We start from the raw sequence: 18,890 nt of genomic DNA, 5'->3' as shown, positions 1-18,890 counted from the left end.
ATGTACGGACGTGTCAGGGGCAAGCGGCGACCGGACGGCGGCACACAGCGCGAGGAAGGCCGTCACGGACGCCCGCAGGGTCGTCGTCAAGGTCGGCTCCTCCTCACTGACCACGGCCGCCGGGGGGCTCGACGCCGACCGGGTCGACGCCCTCGTCGACGTACTCGCCAAAGTCAGGGCCGGCGGCACCCGCGAAGTTGTCCTCGTCTCCTCCGGTGCCATCGCCGCAGGCCTCGCCCCCCTCGGCCTCCTCAAGCGGCCCAAGGACCTCGCCCGGCAGCAAGCCGCCGCCAGCGTCGGACAAGGCCTCCTCGTCGCCCGCTACACCGCCTCCTTCGCCCGCTACGGAGTGCGCGTCGGCCAGGTCCTGCTCACCGGCACCGACACCAGCCGCCGTGCCCACTACCGCAACGCCTACCGCACCCTCGACCAGCTGCTGGCCATGGGCGCCCTGCCGATCGTCAACGAGAACGACACCGTCGCCACCGACGAGATCCGCTTCGGCGACAACGACCGGCTCGCCGCGCTCGTCGCCCACCTCGTGCGCGCCGACCTGCTGGTCCTCCTTTCGGACGTCGACGGCCTGTACGACGGAGATCCGGCCAAGCCCGGCACCTCCCGCATCACCGAGGTCACCGCCCCGGAGGACATCGCCCACGTCCAGTTCGGCAGCGCCGGAAAAGCCGGAGTAGGCACCGGCGGCATGGTCACCAAGGTCGAGGCAGCCCGAATCGCCGCCGCCGCGGGCATTCCCGTCGTCCTGACCTCCGCCACGTACGCCGCCGACGCACTCGCCGGCCGCGACACCGGCACGTACTTCCACCGCACCGGCCGACGCAGCGCCGACCGCCTGCTGTGGCTCGCGCACGCCTCCACCCCGCAGGGCGCCCTCACCCTGGACGACGGCGCCGTACGGGCCGTCGTCGAGCGGCGCACCTCGCTGCTGCCCGCCGGAATCGCCGCCGTCGAAGGCGAGTTCGGTGCGGGCGACCCCGTCGAACTGCGCGACAGCACCGGCCGGGCGGTCGCCCGCGGACTCGTCAACTTCGACGCGAAGGAACTCCCTCAACTTCTCGGCCGGTCCACCCGTGACCTCGCCAAGGAACTCGGACCCGCGTACGAGCGTGAAGTCGTGCACCGCGACGACCTGGTGCTGTTGCGCACCTGAGACCCAGCGGCGAAACGGACGAAGAGTCCCCGAATACGCCCAAGGCGTCCACGAAACGGCTGAAAGTCCAGCCTCCCGGTGGAGACCTTCGGGAAAACCCCCCGCATCGGCCCCAGGACTGGTCAACTTTGTTGCGGGGATACAGCACACAAACGCATCAGGAGGCCGCCGGTGAGACGAGCGCGTCCGGGGGCGCCGCCCCGAGGGACAGCTGAGCGAGCCCTGACGAGCGTCGGGGCCGGAGCGGACTTCGACGACGGCAGCCACAGCAGCGGCCAGGACAGCCCGAGCGCCGACGACGCGGCAAGCCGCGAAGCGCACGCCGACCGCGAACCCCGCACCGGACGGCAACGGCAGAACACCGAGGAGTCCCGCCTCTGGTACATCACACTGAGCGTCTCCGGCACCGAGACGCCCCTCACAGAGGTCAGGCGGGGTCTCGAACAGCTCGCCCACGACCACCCCTTCCTGCTGACCAGCCGCTACGCGGCCGACCACGCGGAAATCCGCTACTGGGAAGAAGCCCGCGACCTGCACGACGCGGCAGCGGTCGCCCTGCGCCTCTGGGGCGAACACCGGTCGACGGCCCGACTTCCCCCCTGGGAGATCGTCGGCCTCGAAGTCATCGACCGCGACACCTACCACCAGCGGGTGGCCGAGGGATACGGCCCGCCCCCGGCGGCCCCTGTCGGCGTACACCCGTACTGAGCGGCCCCGGACACCGCGCGGCCCCGGACACCGCGTGGCCCCCGGACCGCCGGGACCGAGCGTCCCGGGCCCGCGGCGCCGGACGCCGACCCGCAGCGCAGCGCCCCGGACCGCCCCGGCCGCCGATACCGTCGGAAGGGGCGGGCGGCGCGGTGCCGCAGCACGAGGCGTCGTCTCGGAGTCCGGGACAGCGGACGAACGCTCCCGCGCGCAGGATTACGCTGCGGACATGACCTCGCACACCGCTCCCGCCGACGCCACGGCCGACACCGCCGACGGCCCCTCCCCGGTCCTCGCCGCCGCCTCCCGGGCGCGTGAGGCCGCAGCCGCCCTCGCGCCGCTGCCGCGCGCCACGAAGGACGCGGCGCTGCTCGCCGTCGCCGACGCGCTCCTCGCCCGCACGGAAGAGATCGTCGACGCCAACGCCGAGGACGTCGCACGCGCCCGCGAGGCGGGCACCGCCGAGTCCGTCGTCGACCGGCTCACCCTCACCCCCGAACGGGTACGCGCCATCGCCTCCGACGTGCGCGACGTGGCCGCGCTGCCCGACCCGGTCGGCGAGGTGGTGCGCGGCTCGACCCTGCCCAACGGCATCGACCTGCGCCAGGTCCGCGTCCCGCTCGGCGTCGTCGGCATCATCTACGAAGCACGGCCCAACGTCACCGTCGACGCAGCCGCCCTGTGCCTCAAGTCCGGCAACGCCGTACTGCTGCGCGGCTCCTCCTCCGCGTACGCCTCCAACACGGCCCTGGTGCGAGTAGTGCGCGACGCGGTCGAACAGGCGGGGCTGCCCGCCGACGCCGTCCAGCTCGTCCCCGGCGAATCCCGTGACGCGGTGCGCGAGCTGATGCGTGCCCGCGGTCTGGTCGACGTCCTCATCCCGCGTGGCGGCGCCTCCCTGATCCGTACCGTCGTCGAAGAGTCCACCGTCCCCGTCATCGAGACCGGCACCGGAAACTGCCACGTCTACGTCGACAGCCGGGCCGACCTCGACATGGCCGTCGACATCCTGATCAACTCCAAGGCACACCGCGTCAGCGTCTGCAACGCCGCCGAGACCCTCCTCGTACACAAGGACATCGCGGATGCTTTCCTGCCGCGCGCCCTGGAGGCACTCGCGGAGGCAGGCGTGACCGTCCACGCGGACGCACATGTCCTGACATTCGCGGGCAGCTCGAAGGCCACTGTCCTGCCGGCCGTCGAGGCGGACTGGGAAACCGAGTACCTGTCGTACGACATCGCCGCAGCCGTCGTGGACTCCCTCGACGACGCCGTCGCCCACATCCGCCGCTGGTCCTCCGGACACACCGAAGCCATCGTCACCACCTCACAGGCAGCCGCCCGCCGCTTCACTCAGCTCGTCGACTCCACAACCGTCACGGTCAATGCCTCCACCCGCTTCACCGACGGCGGACAGTTCGGCTTCGGCGCCGAAATTGGCATCTCCACGCAGAAACTGCACGCGCGCGGCCCGATGGGACTGCCCGAGCTGACCTCGACGAAATATATCGTGACGGGAGACGGCCATACCCGCTGAACGGTCCCGGCGCACCCCCGGACGAGGATGCACTCCGTGCGTTCTCTGCCCAAAACGACCTCCTGCGTCTACGCTGAACGGGTGCCGGACGACGTGGAGGGCAAGCCGTTCCCGGATGGCTGGGAGCCCGACGACGACCGCGGGGGCGCGGACGAGGACTTCGCCTCCGTGGTTTTCGACGAGGCCTTCGTCAAAGCCGCCACCATCCACGAACCCAGCGCGGTGGAGCGGCTGCTGGCGGCCGCCCGGGCGCGCGCCGACGCGGAGGCCGCCCGCCCCTGGCCGGGCAAGCACCCGCCCGACCACGCCCCGCGCGGCACGCACCCCTTCCGCCCGCCGCACGGTCACGGCTTCGACGACGGGTACGACGGCGCCTTCCCCGCCCCGTACGGCCGGCACGGCGGCGCCCTGCGCCCCTACCGCAACTCCGCACGCTGGCACCGCCCCGTCGCCTGGCTGCTCGCCCTGCTGATGGGCATCGGCATGGTGGTGTTCGCGTTCGCCGCCGTCTACCGGGGCGCCTCCGGCAACAGGGACGGCCAGGTGCCGTCACCCGCGGCCACCGGGGTCGACACACCGGCCTCCGGCGCGGGACTGGACGTGCAGAGCGATGCCGGCGGCAGTGGCCCCTCCGCATCGGCGCAGCACACCGCGCCGGCGTCCTCCGCCCGGCCGCCCACCCCCTGAGTGCCTCATCTCAAACCCCCAACACCACTGCAACTGGCGGGATTTGTGCTGAAGTTCTGCCGTACCAGAACGTTTACCTTCGCCTCCCGCGACCTACTCTGAAAGGGAGACTCTCTCCCCACCGCAGGGCCCAGTGCTCAGGGAGAAGCGATGGCAGGTCGATCGGACCCGCCCGAGGGCATCCCGCCCGAGGGCCTCCCCAACAGTGGTGACGACGACTACCCGTCCGTCGTCTTCGACGAATCGTTTGTCCGGGCTGCCCGGCTCCAGGAATCCTCCGCGTCGGAACGCGTGGCGGACCACGCCCCGGCCGTCCGTCCGCTGCCCCCCGCGCCTGTCGTCCCAGCCGTCCCCGCGGTCGCCGGAAACGGCCGCGCACACGTGCTCCTGCTGGTGCTGCTCGTGGTGCTGGCCTTCGGCACCGCGATCTGGCTGGGGGTACGCACTCCCGTGCCGGCCGCCTCCGACCGGCGTCCCGAACCGCTGCGCGCAACGCTGATACCCCTGGCCCCCACAGGAGAGGTGCCCGGTGGAACGCCCGCACAGCTTCTCCGGCACAGCCCCGCCGCACAGTTCCGCACCGGAGCCGAGGGCATCCAGCTCCCCGTCGCCCGCGGCACGGCGCATTTCTCGGAGAGCCAGGTGCTGGCGGCCCTCACCACAGCCAAGGACTACCTCGTCCAGTCCTCCGTCGATCCCGGCGTACTGACGGGCAAGGCACTCCGCCCGGTGCGCATCCTGCTGGACCCCGACCAACTCGAAGAGTTCGACGCGAGCTTCGCGGACCCGCGGTCGGCACGCGGCGAAAGGGCACCCGCAGGAGCCGGCTGGCTGGTCCGCTTCGACCCGGCCGACGTTGCCCTGGCCGGCACGGCCCGGGTCAGCGGCACCCTGCGCGCCACCGAGATCGCACCCGACGTCCTCGACGTGATCGCCGACCACACCTTCGTCTACCCGCTGCGCCCCGCGACGGGCCCCGGCCGCGAACGGGCCGACGGCGCGTCGCTGTTCACCGTACGGCGCGAACTGCGCTTCCGTTACGACGCGGAGGACCTGCGCCGGCACAGGACGGAAGTGGTCGCCTCGTACACCGTGGCAGGACCCCACGCGTGCGCGGCGGGAACGGGCGCGCCACAGTTCTGGCAACCGTTGCTCGCAGGCCGGGGTGCAGCGTCGCCGGGCGTTCCCGCGGCGAAGACTCCGGCCCCTTCGACGGCCCCTTCCCCTTCGACAGCCCGGCCAGGCACCGACCCGTACACCGCCTCCGACGCCGTCTGCGGCACCCTGGCCCCGCACACGCTGCCCACCCCGCCCCGGCGATGACCACGAGCGGCCCCCTCGGGCGGCGAGCCGCCTCGGGGGAGTGAGGAGCAGGTGCGGACGGGGCGACGGCCCCTGCGCGGCGCGTGGCACCCGGGGCCGCCGCATTCCCTCGCGGGCACGAGCGCGGAGGAGCGCAGTTACGGACAGGAGGACAGGGCGGAGGCGGGCCGGCCCCCGCCCGTGCCCGCCTCACGACCTTCCGGCGTCACGCCGCCGGGCCGGAACCGGTACCGGTCGAGCCGGACCCATTGCCTCCGCCGAACTTCCCGCGGAGTTTCCCGCCCAGGTCCCCGGCGCCGCCCGCGATGTCCCCGACCAGCTTCATCAGCGGGTCCTTGCTGGTGCGGACCGTGTCCGCGTAGTGGGAGGCGGACTCCTTGAACGAATCCGTCACGGAGGTGTCCTTGTCCTCGTCCCGCCGCGGGTAGTGACCGTCCATGACCCGCTGGTAGTCACGGCTCTCGGCCCATTTCTTCAGCTCCGCCGCCCGTACCGTGGTGAACGGGTGCGAACGCGGCAGCACGTTCATGATCTTCAGTACCGAGTCGCGCAGATCGCCGCCCGCCTCGTACTCCTCTGCCTGCTTGAGGAACGCGTCCACGTTCATCTCGTGCAGGTGATTGCCGCCGGCGATCTTCATCAGCCCGCGCATCGACGCCTGAAGGTCCTGACCCACCAGCAGCCCGGCCCGGTCCGCAGAAAGCTCCGACTTGCGGAACCACTCCCGCAGCCCCGTGATGATCGCCATGATCGCGATGTTGCCCAGCGGAATCCACGCGACCTTCAGTGCCAGACTCGTCAGGAACAGGAGGACCGTCCGGTAGACCGAATGTCCGGACAAAGCGTGTCCCACCTCGTGCCCGACGACCGCCCGCATCTCCTCCTCGTCGAGGAGCTCCACCAAACCCGTCGTCACCACGATGATCGGCTCGTCGAGACCGATGCACATCGCGTTGGGCTTCGGGTCCTGCGTGACGTACATCGCCGGAACCTTCTCCAGGTCCAGGATGTAACAGGCGTCCCGCAGCATCGAGTTCAGGTGCGAGAACTGCTCGTCGCTCACCCGCACCGAGTCGGACAGGAACAGCAGTCGCAGACTCCGCTCCGGCAGCAGACCGCTCAGAGCCTTGAAGACCGTGTCAAAACCGCTCAGCTTGCGCAGCGCCACCAAGGCCGACCGGTCCGCCGGGTGCTCGTACGCCCGGGAGGAAATACCGGGAAACCGCCTGCGCTGCCGACCGGGAAGCCTCTCCCGGTCACCGCCCGTGAAACCGCCGCCCCCCTGCTCGCTGCCCTGTCCCTGCTCGTGATTGCCGTCTGTCATGACTGACCTCTGCTCTCGTACGAGACATGTCCCGTCCCCCGGACGGCCCTCAGCCTAAGGGGCCCTCCCAGGGCTTCCCCCTTGCTGACGCCGACCCGCCCCGGACCGGTTGCCCGGGGCCCGATATCGCCTCAACGACTGAGTCGGCGTGAGCGTGCCCGGCCACGCCGCATACGATGTTGCCGAAGTCTCCCCTCCGTCTCCCGATAGGTCCGCGAAGATGAGTTTCCACAGCACCGCAGCACAGCTCGTGACCCTCGCCTCCGGTGAGGGCTCCACGCACGTCGACGAGCACGCCTCCATCAGCCCCCTGGTCACCGGCGGTGGCGCCTTCATCGCGCTCATGCTGCTGCTCTGGATCACCACCCGCTTCAACCGGGACCGCTGAACGGACCGGGGGTCCGGGCCGGGCACCCGGGCCAGTAGGGTCTGCACGCATGGGAGAGCAGGAAATGCCCACCGGCCCGGCCGGTAGGGACAGAGTGAGCCGCGTGCACAGCGCGGACGGTACGGGCAAGCGACGGATCGGCGTCATGGGCGGCACGTTCGACCCGATCCACCACGGCCACCTGGTGGCCGCCAGCGAGGTGGCCGCACTCTTCCACCTCGACGAGGTGGTGTTCGTACCGACCGGAGAGCCGTGGCAGAAGAGCCACAAGCTGGTCACACCCGCCGAGGACCGCTACCTGATGACGGTCATCGCGACCGCGTCCAACCCGCAGTTCTCGGTCAGCCGCATCGACATCGATCGCGGTGGGCCGACGTACACCATCGACACCCTGCGGGACCTGCGCGCGCTCAACGCCGACGCGGACCTGTTCTTCATCACCGGTGCCGACGCGCTTTCGCAGATCCTCACCTGGCGCGACGCCGAGGAACTCTTCGCCCTCGCCCACTTCATCGGGGTCACCCGGCCCGGACACGACCTGTCGTCCGACGGGCTGCCCGAGGGCGGCGTCTCCCTCGTGGAAGTGCCCGCGCTCGCGATCTCCTCAACGGACTGCCGCGCGCGAGTACGCGGCGGCGACCCCGTCTGGTACCTGGTGCCCGACGGCGTCGTCCGCTATATCGACAAGCGCGAGCTGTACCGGGACTGACGGCACGCGGCACGGAGCAGCAGGAGCAGGACGGAAAGGGGGCACCGGTGAACGATCGCCACAACCCGTACGACCCGTACGCACTCGATCCCTACACGCAGCCGCAGCCGGAGATCATCGGCTACGACGCGTACGGACAACCGGTGTACCAACAGACCGCACCACCAGAGCAGCACGACCCGTACGGCCACCTCCCCCCGCAGTCCCCGCAGCCCGAGGGGTACGGCTACGACCCGTACGCCCAGCAGCCGCAGCAGCCTGCACCCTTCGACCCGTACGCGCAGCAGGCATCACCGCAGCAGGCCACGCCATCTCACGAGACGTACGGCTACGACACCGGCGGACAGCAACAGCCGTGGGCCCCCCAGCAGTCTCCCCTTCCGGAGCCGCAGCAGGCCCGCCGCCCGCCCCGCTCGGCACCCGCGGTCTCCGAGGAAATTCCTGACGCAGCGTCCCGCGCCGAAGTGCCCGGACAGCGCCGCACGGAAGCTCCCCAGTACGCCACCGAACAGTTCGCCTTCGTGGAGGAGCCGGACGACAAGTCCGAAGACGTCATCGACTGGCTGAAGTTCACCGAAAGCCGCACCGAACGCAGGGAGGAAGCCAAACGACGGGGCCGCTTCCGCGTCGTGGCCCTCGCTGTCGCTCTCGCGCTCGTCGTCGTGGGCGGAGTGGGCTACCTCTGGTACGCAGACAAGCTGCCCGGCCTCTCCTCCGGGAAGAACGACAAGCCCAGCGCGGCCGGCGCACAGAAGCGCGACGTGATCGCGCTGCACCTGCACAACACCGAGAAGCCCGGCATGACGTCGACGGTGCTGCTCGTCGACAACGTCAGCACCGGACAGGGAACCACCGTCCTGTTGCCGAACTCGCTCTCCCTCGCCGGCGACAACGGCGTCACCACCACCCTCGCCAAATCCGTCGAGGACGACGGTTCGGCAGGCACCCGCGAGTCTCTCGGTACAGCGCTCGGCACCCCCATCGGCGGTACCTGGCGCCTCGACACGCCCTACCTGGAAGTACTCGTCGACCTCGTCAGCACCATCGACGTCGATACCGACACCGTCGTGCCGGATGCCAAAAAGGGGGCGACACCCCTCGTGAGCAAGGGAACCCAGCAGACCCTCACGGGCCGGATGGCCGTCGCGTACGCCACCTACCGCGCGCCCGGCGAGCCCGAGACGAAACAGCTCGCCCGCTTCGGTGCGGTCATGCATGCCGTACTGAAGAAGATCTCGGACGACCCGCAGGCCGCGACCGTCACCGTGCAGAGCCTCGCCCAGATCCTCGACCCGTCCCTGCCGGAGAAATCTCTCGCCGTCTCCCTGGCGAAGCTCGCCGAGCACGCCAGGAAGGGCGCGTACCAGACGGTCCTGCTGCCGGTACGACCCGACGGCCGCGTCAGCGAATCCGACACCGTCGTCAAGACCGTCCTGGGCGGCACCGCCACCGCCCCCGAGCAGGGCGCTGCCGTACGGGTGGGGGTGCGCAACGCCACCGGCAAGCCGAGCGCGACCGAGAACGCGCGGATCGCCCTGGTCAACAGCGGCTACGCGTTCACCGACACCGGGAACGCGTCCACCGCCGCCGCCTCCGGCGTCAGCTACGCGGACGACGCGCACAAGCCGAAGGCCGAAGAGGTCGCCAAGACCCTGGGCCTGCCGGCGTCCGCCGTCACCAAAGGGCAGGGCGCACAGAACGTCGAGGTCTCGGTCGTCCTCGGCAGCGACTACAAGGTCCCGTCCCCGCAGTAACCGTCGCCCGCGCACCCGCCCACGTGCCCCGCCGGAAACTCCGGCGGGGCACGGCGGCGTCACGTGAGACCCTTGTGGTAATCACCTGACCGCCGACGAAAGCCTGCTTGTGACCGCCACTGACCGTTCCATCGAGCTCATCAACGCCGCCGCCCAGGCCGCCGCCGACCGGCTCGCGCACGACATCATCGCGTACGACGTCAGCGATGTGCTGTCCATCACGGACGCCTTCCTGGTCGCCTCCGCGCCCAACGACCGACAGGTCAAGTCGATCGTCGACGAGATCGAGGAGAAGCTCAACAAGGAACTCGGCGCCAAGCCGGTACGCCGCGAGGGCGACCGCGAGGCCCGCTGGATCCTCCTCGACTACGTCGACATCGTCGTCCACGTCCAGCACAGCGAGGAGCGCGTCTACTACGCGCTGGAACGCCTGTGGAAGGACTGCCCCGAGATCGCGCTGCCCGAGGACGCGGTGCGGACCCGCGGCAAGGCCGAGGAGCACGCCAAGCTGAACCCCGCGGGTGAGCTGGACGGAGAAGGAGACCTGTTCTGAACGGCACGCCGGCGATCAGTACCGGGAACGATGACGCGGTGAACGAAAACCGTGGACGGCGCATCGTCCTGTGGCGCCACGGGCAGACCTCCTGGAACCTGGAGCGCCGCTTCCAGGGCACCACGGACATCGGGCTGACCGAGACCGGCGTGGCCCAGGCCCGCCGGGCCGCCCGGCTGCTCGCCTCGCTCAAACCCGACGCGATCATCGCCTCCGACCTCAAGAGGGCCGCGGACACGGCAGCCGAACTGGCCGCGCTCACGGGCCTCGACGTCACGCACGACACCGGTCTGCGCGAGACGTACGCGGGTGCCTGGCAGGGCCTCACCCACACGGAAATCATCGAGCGGTACGGCGAGCAGTACGCGGCGTGGAAGCGTGGCGAACCGATTCGCCGGGGCGGCGGCGAACTGGAGACCGAAGTCGCCGACCGGGCGGCCCCGGTGGTTCTGGCGCACGCCGACAAACTCGCTGACAACGGCACGCTCGTCGTCGTCAGCCACGGCGGCACCATCCGCACCACCATCGGCCGCCTGCTCGGTTTGGAGTCCCACCACTGGGAAGGCCTCGGCGGCCTGACCAACTGCTGCTGGTCCGTCCTCGGCGAGGGCGCCCGCGGCTGGCGACTCATGGAGCACAACGCCGGGACGCTCCCGGAACCCGTGCTCGGCGACGACGACTGAACCCCTCCCGGGCCGTCCCGGAGCCGCCTTACGGCAGCCTCCCGGACGGTGGCCACCCCGGATTTCACTTTCCGGCAAGTCGCAGGCTAGAGTTCTTCTTGTTCGCAGCGCAGAGCGGGAAACACCCCGCACAGCACCGAGAACACGCGGGGCTATAGCTCAGTTGGTAGAGCGCCTGCATGGCATGCAGGAGGTCAGGAGTTCAATTCTCCTTAGCTCCACAATCAAGATCCCGTCCCCAGCAGGGGGCGGGATCTTTTGCTGTCCTTCTTGCGTAACCGTGACAGAATCGACCGCCGGAAGGGGCGGCCTCAGCAGGGGAGGGGACGATGGGCGCGCACAGGCGCAAATGTGACTGGTGTGGCAGCGGTACGCCGATCGTCCGCGACATGGAACCGGTCAACTCCGAGTACCAGTACTGGTGCGAGGAGTGCGCGCGGGCACTGATCATAAAAGGCGACCCGATCGAGACCTACCGTGAGCTGGAGGGCGAGCCGATCTACGGCCGGCTGCTCGACGAGCACTGCACCCTCAAGAGGTTCTACTCCTTCGCGAGAGCCTGAGTCCGGAACACGTTCACCAGGACGAAGGCCAGTCCGACTGCCGGATAGAGCGCCGACAGGGCGAACTCCCCGAAGCTCTGATGCAGTTCCGGCCGTCCCTGCTTTCCGTGCGGCACCGCCCACAGCGCGTACGAGAAGAAGACCGAACCCGCCACCCACGTCCCGGTCCGCCCGCTCCCCTTGCTCCCCGCAGTCTCCGCCGCGAGAAGCACCAGCAGAGGCACGCACCACACCCAGTGGTGCGACCAGGAGATCGGACTGATCAGAAGAGCGGTGGTCGCACAGGTCAGCACGGCACGGGCTCGTTCGCCGCGCAGCGCGGCGTCCGCCGCCGCGTACAGCCCGACGACTGCGGCGAAAGCGGCGGTGATGGCCCACCATGCGCCCGGTTCGCCGGTGTGCAGGAGGCGGGCCAGGACCCCGTTGAGGGACTGGTTCGCGGTGTCCTCGACGTTGCCGACCCGGCCGGACTCGAACACCATGCGGGTCCAGAACCTCCAGGAGTCGGCGGGAAGAGCCATCGCCGAGGCGCCAGTGGCGGCGAGGAACGCCGCGCAGGAGACCGCTGCCCGCCGCAGCCAAACGTTGTCGTGCCACGTACCGGCGCGGTGGACCCGGATCAGCCCCGTCAGCAGCAGGAAGGCCACGAAGAGGCCCGGGGTGAGTTTTACCGCCGCCGCCAGGCCGATGCCCACGCCCGCCCAGCGGTGCCGGTCGTGGCGGGTCAGGTCCCACAGCACGGTGACGACGAGGACCAGGTTGATCTGCCCGTATCTCAGCGTCGTCCATACCGGCTCGCACCAGACCACGACGGAGGCCACCCATAGGGAGACGGCAGTGCTGTCGCGGCCGACGAGCCTGAGAGAGAGATGCACCAGGGCGACCAGGAGAGCGAGATTGCCGGCCGTGACGAGGGCGCGCAGGAGACCCTCGTCCAGCACGGCCAGCGGAATGAACAACAAGGCGGCGAAGGGCGGATACGTCATGGGAAGATTCGCTGCGGTGACCCGCAGGTCGTACAGATCGCTGCCGGCGAGGACCGCAGCACCCTCGGCGCGGTAGACGGCCAGGTCGACCATCGAGACGTGTGCCAGCCGCTGAGCGCAACAGAACGCGGTGAAGGACAGCAGGCAGACCGCACCGGCCGCGAACAGGGAGCGGGACGCCCGGACGCCACGATCGGCGCTGAGGCGTTCGACAATAGAGGTCACAAAAGGTGACGCTATCGTCACAAAGGGCGAGGGGATGAGGCTGTCCACTCCCTCGGTCACGGGAGTGAAAAAGGGATTTGGTGAAGCGGCGATCCACCGTCTAAAGTTGGCGATGTCGCCGGGGGACACCACGGAAAACGACACAAAGTGCACAGCACGGGGCTATAGCTCAGTTGGTAGAGCGCCTGCATGGCATGCAGGAGGTCAGGAGTTCAATTCTCCTTAGCTCCACAGAAGATGAAGGAAGCGGACCACCCGATCGGGCGGTCCGCTTCTTTGTGTGCGTACGTTCCACCCTTGTCGCTTCGCTGTGGCGGCGTACGGGCGCTCTCAGCCCCGTCGGCGGTCGAGAGCGCGGACGGCGGGCGCGGTGGTGTGCCGGGCCGAGGTCTGTTCGATGCGCAGAGCGAGGGCCGGGCAACGGCGGACGGCGCGCTGGGCGCGCGGCACGAGATGCGCAGGGACGGAGACGTCGGCAAGGGTGGGGAAGCCGTCGTGGCCGAGCCGGATCAACTCGGGAACGACGTCGGCGCACAGACCGTGGCCTTGGCACAGGGTCCAGTCGACTGCCAGCTTTTCTTCATTGGGTACGCCGGACTCACGAGGAGAGGCGCCGGGAAGAGGCAACACGCCGGTCGTGGGGCGCCCGCAGCCGCCGCCCAGGACGTGGGCAGCCAGATCGTCCGTGAAGGCGTTCAGGGCGGACAACAGAAAGCGGACCGAGCCGTCGGGGTGCTTGCAGGCGCCCCGGCCGTATGCGCCCTGCGCGATTTCGCGCAGGGACTCCAACGCCGCCTGGCCGCCCCCGCCCAGCACGTCCGAAAGGCCGCCCGCGGCCGCGGGCAGACCCAGCTTGCAGGGCCCGCACTGCCCAGCGGTTTCAGCGGCCAGCCAGTGTGCGACACGCAGGGACTCGCCCAGGGGGCAGGTGTCCGTGCCGACCGGAAGGAGCGCGCCCGCCCCCAGCGCTCCCCCGAAGAAGGCCAGGGAAGCGCGGGACACCGCCGCGTCGTGGGCGGCGTAGGCGTCGATCCAACTGCCGTGGTAGCCGCCCGTCAGGACGCCTTGCAGGAGCGGTGGGGCGCCCGCCAGCCGAAGTACGTAGCCGAGCGGGACGCCGGAGGGAGCTTCGACGACCAGAGGGAGGGCCACTGCGCCTGAGACGGTGAGCAGAACGGTCCCGGGCTCGTCTGCGACGCCCGTGCGCGCGTAGCGCGGGGGGCCCAGGCGGGCGCCGACGGCGAGTTGGGCATACGTCTCGGCGTTGGAGAGCAGCGTCGGCGCGCCGTCCACGCCGGACTCGGCGGCGCGCTCGCGGCGGCCCGGTGGCAGGGCCGGCCCACCGTTCGCCGCGCGGATCACGGCGGACGCCTCGCCGGAGACCATGCGCTCGGGGGTGCGGACGATCCGGGCACGGATACCCCGGTTTCGGATGCGGCGGTCGGTGAGACCGCGCTCGGCGAAGGCGTCCCGTACTGACGCTTCCGTGGAGTCACGGGTCACGGCGACGATTAGGGAGCGTGCACCGAGCGCCTCGGCGGCGAGCAGTGCGCCGTCCAGGACCAAATGCGGAGCACGGTTCACCAGCACGGTGTCCTTGCGGCAGGCTGGCTCGCCTTCACCGGCGTTGACGACGACCACGGGACGGGTACCGCGGCGGGCCGCAGCATCGGCCACGGCCCGTAACTTCCGGGCGAAAGGGAAGCCCGCACCTCCGCGGCCGAGGAGGGAAATGTCCGCGGCGAGCGAGGCCAGCTGCTCGCCGGTCACCGGAGCGAGGGGGCCGTGCACGTGGAGATGGGTGCCGAGGTCCAGTCGCGCGGCGAGGTCGAAACCTTTGGTGAGGTGGGGCAGGCCGACGGTGACCACGGAGGGGACGTCGGGGAGGGGGGAATTGCGGGGGCCGGGGGCGGTGGGGACGTTCAACGGCGGTCTCCTGTAGGGAGGACGTGCGGGGGCGCTTGTGCGTGCCGGGGCGCGGGTGCGGCACCGCGCGACCTGGACGTGAGCGAAGGCCGTCCTCGCGGCACGGGCGTGGGCGGCGGGCGCAGCGCGCTCTCGACGATGCGCCCCTTGAGGCGGGAGGGCAGCAGACGCAGAGAAAGCGCGGCAGTCACCCCGGCCAGGCACAGGGCGTACATCGCGACCACCCACGCGGGGGCCGGGCGGCCGGCGAACAGCCCGTGCAGCAGCGCCGAACACCACGCGGGGTAGGCCAGCATGTGGAGCGCGCGCCAACGGCCGGGAACACGTCCCGGGGTCGCGAACGCGCTCCGCAGGGCACCCGTCGTGGCCGACACCACCATCAGCAGCCCGGCCAGCGATCCGAACCCGACGAGCACACCGGTACCCGAGAGACCGCCTGCGAACGGCAACAGTGCCGCGAGCAACGAGACATGGCCGAGTGCCACCTTGACGGTGAGGTGCAGCACGAGGAATCCGAGCGAGGCAGCCGCGGTGACCCGGTGCACGGCCTGAGCGATCAGCCGGTGCCGGGGCCGCAGCAGCAGCCGGTCGGTGGCGAGGAGGCCCCAGACGACGGCTGCGGTAAGCGTGACGAGAGTGAGTACACCGGTGGTGAAGTCGAGGACCGTACGCAGGCTGTCGCCGCCCAGAAGAGCGATCAGTGGCAACAGGGGTAACGGTGCCGTCCACAGGCCCCGGGGTATGGGGCGCCGGGGCGAGCGCTGTCGGGGGGCGACGGAAACGGGCGCTCTGTGGTGCGGGCGGCGGTGGGGGGAAGCGCGCGGGCGATGTGACTGAGGGGCCCGAGGTGAAGGGATCGTGGGGTCGGGGTTCATGGGAGAGCACTCCGGGGGGTCGGGAATGTGGTCCCGCGACAGGAGGCTAGACGGGGCGGTGCGGGACCGCGGGCGGTTTCGCGGTTTGCGTGGCATGCCGCGGTTGAGCCCGGTACGGACTGCTCTGCACAGCCCGGGTGGATCCGCCTTCCGGGCTCTGCGCGGGCCGACTCCTGGGCTCTGAGCGGGGCGGGGACGCAAGGGGGAGCTGAGTCCTCCCGTCCGTCGGAGGAACGGTCGCTGCGGTGCCTGTGGCCCCTGCGGTACCCTGACGCCATGCGTGCCGTACGCCTTCTGCTTAGTGAGCCGCGCTGATCAGTCCCGACCGGTGAAGAACCTGGTCGGCATCGGCGCGGCGTCCCCTCCTGTGCGAGGGGATTTTTCATTTCCGCAGGCAGAGATCCGTAGGCAGAAGACGAAATCGATGGAGCTTCGAAAATCATGAGCGAGACGAATGCCGCTGCCGCTGCCGAGACGGCAGCCGCGCACCGCTATACGGCAGCCATGGCCGCCGACATCGAGGCACGCTGGCAGGACTTCTGGGACGCCGAGGGCACCTACCGGGCGCCGAACCCGGGCGACGGCGACCTGTCGGGCCACGCGGAGCTGGTCGCGAGGCCCAAGAAGTTCATCATGGATATGTTCCCTTACCCCTCCGGTGCGGGTTTGCACGTCGGCCATCCGCTGGGCTACATCGCCACTGACGTCTACGCCCGCCATCAGCGCATGACGGGCCACAACGTCCTGCACACCCTTGGCTTCGACGCGTTCGGCCTGCCCGCGGAGCAGCACGCGGTACAGACCGGCACGCATCCCCGGGTGTCCACCGAGGCCGCCATGGAGAACATGAAGTCCCAGCTGCGCCGGCTGGGCCTGGGCCACGACAAGCGCCGATCGTTCGCAACGATCGACGCCGAGTACTACAAGTGGACGCAGTGGATTTTCGTCCAGATCTTCAACTCCTGGTACGACACCGAGGCGCAGAAGGCACGCCCCATCGCGGACCTCGTCGCTCAGTTCGAGAGCGGTGAGCGGGCGCTGCCGGACGGCCGCACCTGGGGCGTCCTGGACGCCGCCGAACGGGCCGACGTACTGAGCGAGTACCGGCTGGCGTATGCCTCCGATGCGCCCGTGAACTGGGCGCCGGGACTGGGCACTGTCCTGGCCAATGAGGAAGTGACATCCGACGGTCGTTCCGAACGTGGAAACTTCCCCGTCTTCAAGGCGAAGCTGCGCCAGTGGAACATGCGCATCACCGCCTACTCGGACCGACTGATCGACGACCTGGAGGGCCTGGACTGGCCCGAGGCGATCAAGCTGCAGCAGCGCAACTGGATCGGCCGCAGCGAGGGTGCGCGCATCGACTTCTCCGTCGGCGCGCAGAGTGCGGAACGGGGCGACAAGAACAACGACGACACGAACAACAGTGGCAACAAGATCACTGTTTTCACGACGCGTCAGGACACCCTGTTCGGCGCAACCTACATGGTGCTGGCGCCGGAGCACGACCTGATCGCGGACATCGTCCCGGCCGCTTGGCCCGAGGGCACCCATGACGTGTGGACGGGCGGGTACGCCACGCCTGCCGAAGCCGTTGCCGCGTACCGCAAGCAGGCCGCCGCCAAGTCCGATGTCGAACGGCAGGCGGACGCCAAGGAGAAGACGGGCGTCTTCACCGGGGCATTCGCGACGAACCCCGTAAGTGGGGACGAGGTCCCTGTTTTCATCGCCGACTACGTGCTGATGGGTTACGGAACCGGCGCAATCATGGCTGTGCCCGCACACGACACCCGTGACTTCGCCTTCGCGCGCGCCTTCGAGCTGCCGATGCGTTGCGTCGTCGAGCCGACGGATGGCCGCGGGCAGGACCCGGCCGCCTGGGACGATGCGTTTTCCTCGTACGACGGAAAGATCGTCAACTCGGCGGGCGAGGACGTCTCGCTGGACGGTCTGAGCGTGGACGACGCGAAGATCCGCATGACCGAGTGGCTGTCCGCGAACGGTGTGGGCGAGGGTACGGTCAACTACCGGCTGCGCGACTGGCTGTTCAGCAGGCAGCGCTACTGGGGCGAGCCCTTCCCGATCGTGTACGACGAGGACGGCATCGCCCACGCGCTGCCCGAGTCGATGCTGCCGCTGGAACTGCCCGAGGTCGAGGACTACTCGCCGCGCACCTTCGACCCCGAGGACGCGAACGCGCAGCCCGAGACGCCGCTGTCGCGCAACCAGGACTGGGTGAACGTCACCCTGGATCTGGGCGACGGACCCAAGAAGTACCGCCGCGAGACCAACACCATGCCCAACTGGGCCGGTTCCTGCTGGTACGAGCTGCGCTACCTGGACCCGCACAACAACGACAAGCTGGTCGACCCGGCGGTCGAGCAGTACTGGATGGGTCCGCGCGAGGGCATGCCGCACGGTGGCGTCGACCTGTACGTCGGAGGTGCGGAGCACGCGGTACTGCACCTGCTGTACGCGCGTTTCTGGTCGAAAGTGCTGTTCGACCTGGGGTACGTCTCCTCGTCCGAGCCTTTCCACAAGCTGTACAACCAGGGCATGATCCAGGCGTTCGTCTACCGGGACTCGCGCGGCATCGCCGTCCCCGCGGCCGAGGTGGAGGAGCGCGACGGCGGCTTGTATTACCAGGGCGAGAAGGTCAGCCGGGTCCTGGGCAAGATGGGCAAGTCCCTGAAGAACGCGGTCACTCCGGACGAGATCTCCGCCGAGTACGGTGCGGACACCCTGCGGCTGTACGAAATGGCGATGGGTCCGCTGGATGTGTCCCGGCCGTGGGACACCCGCGCCGTCGTCGGCCAGTACCGGCTGCTGCAGCGGCTGTGGCGCAACGTCGTCGACGAGACGACGGGCGAAGTCACCGTCATCGACGGCGAGCCGGACGAGGACACGCTGCGCGCCCTGCACAAGGCGATCGACGGTGTGAGCCAGGACATGGCCGGAATGCGCTTCAATACCGCCATCGCCAAGATCACGGAGTTGAACAACCACCTGACGAAGGCGGGCGGCCCCGTCGCGCGTTCCGTCGCCGAGGCGCTGGTGCTGCTGATCGCCCCGTTGGCTCCGCACATCGCTGAGGAACTGTGGCGCAAGCTGGGGCACACCGAGTCGGTCGTGCACCAGGACTTCCCGGTAGCGGACCCGGCGTACGTCGTCGACGAGACCGTGACCTGTGTTGTCCAGGTCAAGGGCAAGGTGAAGGCGCGTCTGGAGATCTCCCCGTCGATCAGCGACGAGGAGTTGGAGAAGCTGGCGCTTGAGGACCCCGCGGTCGTCGCCGCTCTGAACGGTGCGGGCATCCGCAAGGTGATCGTGCGGGCGCCGAAGCTGGTCAACATCGTTCCGGCATAGTCCTGAAACACATGATCAGGGCGGCTTTGCGCACTGGCTGAGGGCTTTCCCCTACGGGCAGGTTGGGGGTTCTACGGGAACCACCGGCCTGCCCGTTCCGTTTACGGTGGAGGGG

At 69.7% G+C, this 18,890-nt stretch carries 16 protein-coding genes and 2 tRNA genes; 14 read left to right on the top strand and 4 right to left on the bottom strand.

Annotated elements, in window-relative coordinates; translation table 11 throughout:
* Nucleotides 1-10 precede the first annotated feature (10 nt).
* The 5 genes from proB (at nt 11) to HNQ79_RS02770 (ending at nt 5,423) form a co-directional block, all read left to right on the top strand.
* Nucleotides 11-1,168 carry a glutamate 5-kinase gene (gene proB / locus HNQ79_RS02790; RefSeq protein WP_185026386.1) on the top strand — a complete coding sequence of 386 codons (1,158 nt, stop codon included), beginning with the start codon at nt 11-13 and terminating at the stop codon, nt 1,166-1,168.
* A 171-nt stretch (nt 1,169-1,339) separates the two neighbouring features.
* Nucleotides 1,340-1,876: a DUF8830 family protein gene (locus HNQ79_RS02785; RefSeq protein ID WP_185026384.1), complete on the top strand. Its 537-nt coding sequence runs from the start codon at nt 1,340-1,342 to the stop codon at nt 1,874-1,876.
* 229 nt (nt 1,877-2,105) lie between these two features.
* The gene (locus tag HNQ79_RS02780) at nt 2,106-3,413 is read left to right on the top strand and encodes a glutamate-5-semialdehyde dehydrogenase (protein ID WP_185026381.1); all 1,308 of its coding nucleotides are present in this window, start codon (nt 2,106-2,108) and stop codon (nt 3,411-3,413) included.
* A gap of 81 nt (nt 3,414-3,494) precedes the next feature.
* Nucleotides 3,495-4,100, top strand: a complete 606-nt coding sequence (locus HNQ79_RS02775; protein ID WP_185026379.1) for an SCO2584 family spore wall biosynthesis protein — start codon at nt 3,495-3,497, stop codon at nt 4,098-4,100.
* 150 nt (nt 4,101-4,250) lie between these two features.
* Nucleotides 4,251-5,423 (top strand): SCO2583 family membrane protein, encoded by a 1,173-nt coding sequence (locus HNQ79_RS02770; RefSeq protein ID WP_185026377.1) that lies wholly within the window; start codon nt 4,251-4,253, stop codon nt 5,421-5,423.
* 205 nt (nt 5,424-5,628) lie between these two features.
* On the opposite strand, the gene HNQ79_RS02765 is transcribed toward HNQ79_RS02770, so the two are convergent.
* Entirely contained in the window at nt 5,629-6,747 is a 1,119-nt protein-coding gene (locus HNQ79_RS02765) for a M48 family metallopeptidase (RefSeq protein WP_229923136.1), read from the bottom strand.
* Nucleotides 6,748-6,967: 220 nt separating this feature from the next.
* Between HNQ79_RS02765 and HNQ79_RS02760 the strand changes: the two genes are divergently transcribed.
* From HNQ79_RS02760 to HNQ79_RS02730, 7 genes are all read left to right on the top strand, one after another.
* Nucleotides 6,968-7,135 (top strand): hypothetical protein, encoded by a 168-nt coding sequence (locus HNQ79_RS02760; RefSeq protein ID WP_185026375.1) that lies wholly within the window; start codon nt 6,968-6,970, stop codon nt 7,133-7,135.
* A gap of 49 nt (nt 7,136-7,184) precedes the next feature.
* Complete coding sequence (gene nadD, locus HNQ79_RS02755; protein ID WP_185026373.1) at nt 7,185-7,844, top strand: nicotinate-nucleotide adenylyltransferase; 660 nt, start codon at nt 7,185-7,187, stop codon at nt 7,842-7,844.
* A 47-nt stretch (nt 7,845-7,891) separates the two neighbouring features.
* The gene (locus HNQ79_RS02750) at nt 7,892-9,598 is read left to right on the top strand and encodes an LCP family protein (RefSeq protein WP_185026371.1); all 1,707 of its coding nucleotides are present in this window, start codon (nt 7,892-7,894) and stop codon (nt 9,596-9,598) included.
* Between the two features lie 109 nt (nt 9,599-9,707).
* The gene (gene rsfS, locus HNQ79_RS02745; RefSeq protein ID WP_185026369.1) at nt 9,708-10,151 is read left to right on the top strand and encodes a ribosome silencing factor; all 444 of its coding nucleotides are present in this window, start codon (nt 9,708-9,710) and stop codon (nt 10,149-10,151) included.
* A gap of 38 nt (nt 10,152-10,189) precedes the next feature.
* Nucleotides 10,190-10,834, top strand: a complete 645-nt coding sequence (locus tag HNQ79_RS02740) for a histidine phosphatase family protein (RefSeq protein ID WP_229923137.1) — start codon at nt 10,190-10,192, stop codon at nt 10,832-10,834.
* A gap of 148 nt (nt 10,835-10,982) precedes the next feature.
* A tRNA-Ala gene (locus HNQ79_RS02735) sits at nt 10,983-11,055 on the top strand.
* 108 nt (nt 11,056-11,163) lie between these two features.
* Nucleotides 11,164-11,397: a hypothetical protein gene (locus HNQ79_RS02730; protein ID WP_185026367.1), complete on the top strand. Its 234-nt coding sequence runs from the start codon at nt 11,164-11,166 to the stop codon at nt 11,395-11,397.
* On the opposite strand, the gene HNQ79_RS02725 is transcribed toward HNQ79_RS02730, so the two are convergent.
* Complete coding sequence (locus tag HNQ79_RS02725) at nt 11,376-12,608, bottom strand: glycosyltransferase 87 family protein (protein WP_373312411.1); 1,233 nt, start codon at nt 12,606-12,608, stop codon at nt 11,376-11,378. The genes HNQ79_RS02730 and HNQ79_RS02725 overlap by 22 nt on opposite strands.
* A 158-nt stretch (nt 12,609-12,766) precedes the next feature.
* On the opposite strand from HNQ79_RS02725, the gene HNQ79_RS02720 reads away from it, so the two are divergent.
* Nucleotides 12,767-12,839, top strand: a tRNA-Ala gene (locus tag HNQ79_RS02720).
* A gap of 99 nt (nt 12,840-12,938) precedes the next feature.
* On the opposite strand, the gene HNQ79_RS02715 is transcribed toward HNQ79_RS02720, so the two are convergent.
* Together HNQ79_RS02715 and HNQ79_RS02710 are read right to left on the bottom strand one after the other, a co-directional pair.
* The gene (locus HNQ79_RS02715; protein WP_185026365.1) at nt 12,939-14,534 is read right to left on the bottom strand and encodes an NADH-quinone oxidoreductase subunit NuoF family protein; all 1,596 of its coding nucleotides are present in this window, start codon (nt 14,532-14,534) and stop codon (nt 12,939-12,941) included.
* Nucleotides 14,531-15,241 (bottom strand): ferric reductase-like transmembrane domain-containing protein, encoded by a 711-nt coding sequence (locus HNQ79_RS02710; protein ID WP_185026363.1) that lies wholly within the window; start codon nt 15,239-15,241, stop codon nt 14,531-14,533. Before HNQ79_RS02710 ends, HNQ79_RS02715 begins: the two co-directional genes overlap by 4 nt.
* Before the next feature lie 609 nt (nt 15,242-15,850).
* Here HNQ79_RS02710 and leuS point away from each other — a divergent pair.
* Nucleotides 15,851-18,775, top strand: coding sequence for a leucine--tRNA ligase (gene leuS / locus HNQ79_RS02705; protein WP_185026361.1), 2,925 nt, complete (start codon nt 15,851-15,853; stop codon nt 18,773-18,775).
* Nucleotides 18,776-18,890: the final 115 nt, after the last annotated feature.

This window comes from Streptomyces candidus, assembly GCF_014207445.1.
Taxonomy (GTDB): Bacteria; Actinomycetota; Actinomycetes; order Streptomycetales; family Streptomycetaceae; genus Streptomyces; species Streptomyces candidus.
This window is presented reverse-complemented; position numbering and strand designations above follow the sequence as displayed.

Coding starts and splice junctions, on each gene's coding strand:
- HNQ79_RS02780 (WP_185026381.1), top strand. CDS start 2,106: ATGACCTCGCACACCGCTCCCGCCGACGCCACGGCCGACACCGCCGAC.
- HNQ79_RS02770 (WP_185026377.1), top strand. CDS start 4,251: ATGGCAGGTCGATCGGACCCGCCCGAGGGCATCCCGCCCGAGGGCCTC.
- HNQ79_RS02765 (WP_229923136.1), bottom strand. CDS start 6,747: ATGACAGACGGCAATCACGAGCAGGGACAGGGCAGCGAGCAGGGGGGC.
- HNQ79_RS02760 (WP_185026375.1), top strand. CDS start 6,968: ATGAGTTTCCACAGCACCGCAGCACAGCTCGTGACCCTCGCCTCCGGT.
- nadD (WP_185026373.1), top strand. CDS start 7,185: ATGGGAGAGCAGGAAATGCCCACCGGCCCGGCCGGTAGGGACAGAGTG.
- HNQ79_RS02730 (WP_185026367.1), top strand. CDS start 11,164: ATGGGCGCGCACAGGCGCAAATGTGACTGGTGTGGCAGCGGTACGCCG.
- leuS (WP_185026361.1), top strand. CDS start 15,851: ATGAGCGAGACGAATGCCGCTGCCGCTGCCGAGACGGCAGCCGCGCAC.